Source organism: Bradyrhizobium tropiciagri (assembly GCF_001189845.1).
GTDB lineage: Bacteria > Pseudomonadota > Alphaproteobacteria > Rhizobiales > Xanthobacteraceae > Bradyrhizobium > Bradyrhizobium tropiciagri.
The window spans coordinates 1-1571 of the sequence record NZ_LFLZ01000169.1; the positions used below are offsets into that span (position 1 = coordinate 1).

Consider the following 1571-nt stretch of genomic DNA (forward strand, 5'->3'; position numbering starts at 1 on the left):
TGACCCTGGCTGTGTGAAAACGGCGTGCTGCTGTTATGATTCTCCTGTGATTCTTTTGGGGGAATCGATGAGGCGCTTCGTTGAAGAGGCGGATCGTGGGCAACGGACGCTGTTGCCCGAATGCCTCGATGATTTCATTGACGAGAGCAACCCAGTTCGCGTGATCGACGTATTTGTGGATGCGCTCAGTTTGGCTGAGATGGGCTTTGCGGGTGCGGAGCCGGCGGCGACCGGTCGGCCGTCGTACCATCCCTCGGTTCTCCTTAAGCTTTACATTTACGGCTATCTGAACCGAGTGCAGTCCAGCCGGCGGCTGGAACGAGAGGCCGGGCGCAATGTCGAGGTGATGTGGCTGCTGGGTCGGCTTGCTCCCGATCACAAGACGATCGCGGACTTCCGCAAGGATAACGGCCTGGCGCTGCGCAAGGTATGTGCGCGCTTTGTCGAGCTCTGCCGCGGGATGGGTCTTCTCACGACGTCCAGCGTCGCCATCGATGGGAGCAAGTTCAAGGCCGTGAACAACCGGGACAGGAACTTCACGCGCGCGAAGGTGGAGCGGCGGCGTGCGCAGTTGGAGGAGAGCGTCGCGCGCTATCTGAGCCAACTTGACACAGCCGACCGACAGGAGCCGAGCGAGGCGCTTGCGGCGAAGGTAACAAGGCTTACTGAGAAGCTGACGAAGCTGAAGGAGGAGATGGACAAGCTTGCCGCCTACGAGAAGCAGATGCTCGCTTCGCCGGATCAGCAAATCTCCCTGACCGATCCGGACAGCCGTTCGATGGCAACCAGTGGCCGCGGATCCGGCGTTGTCGGCTACAATGTCCAAGTCGCCGTCGATACCGACCATCACCTGATCATCGCGCATGAGGTGACGAACAGCGGCTCAGATCGGGCACAACTCGCCAATATGGCCATGCAGGCGAAGGCTGTTCTGAAGACTGAGAGGCTCGAGGCCGTCGCCGATCGCGGCTACTTCAGCAGCCCGGAGATCCTGGCCTGCCACGAGGCCGGCGTCACGGTAACCTTGCCCAAGCCGATGACTTCGGGCGCCAAGTCGGACGGACGCTTCGGCAAGCAGGACTTCGTCTATTTGCCTGAGGAAGACGCCTATCGTTGTCCGGCCGGGGAGCGATTGCCGTATCGCTATACAAACGAAGAAGCCGACAAGATGCTGCGGCGCTACTGGACTAACGCTTGCAAGAACTGTTCGATCAAGGCCCAGTGCACGCCCGGGTCAGAGCGACGGATCACGCGATGGGAGCACGAGGATCTGCTCGACGCCGTGCAGCAGCGGCTCGATGCGAACCCGCTCGCTATGCGCCTTCGTCGCGAGACTGTCGAGCATCCGTTCGGCACGATGAAGGCACGCATGGGAGCGACGCACTTCCTGACTAAAACCCTTCCAAAGGTAGCCGCTGAGATGGCCCTCTCGGTTTTGGCCTATAACCTAACCCGAGTAATGAATATCCTTGGGATCAAGCCGCTGATTGCCGCGATCGTGACCTGAGGTGGGCCCAGTTTGACTTCAAGGCTGACGGCCCTGTGAGGCCGTTTTTACACGGCCAAGACCC

At 60.3% G+C, this 1571-nt stretch carries 1 protein-coding gene; it reads left to right on the plus strand.

Going from position 1 to position 1571, the window contains the following annotated elements; translation table 11 throughout:
* Positions 1-67: 67 nt before the first annotated feature.
* The gene (locus AKN84_RS44240) at positions 68-1507 is read left to right on the plus strand and encodes an IS1182 family transposase (RefSeq protein ID WP_050426599.1); all 1440 of its coding nucleotides are present in this window, start codon (positions 68-70) and stop codon (positions 1505-1507) included.
* The last annotated feature ends 64 nt before the right edge of the window (positions 1508-1571 follow it).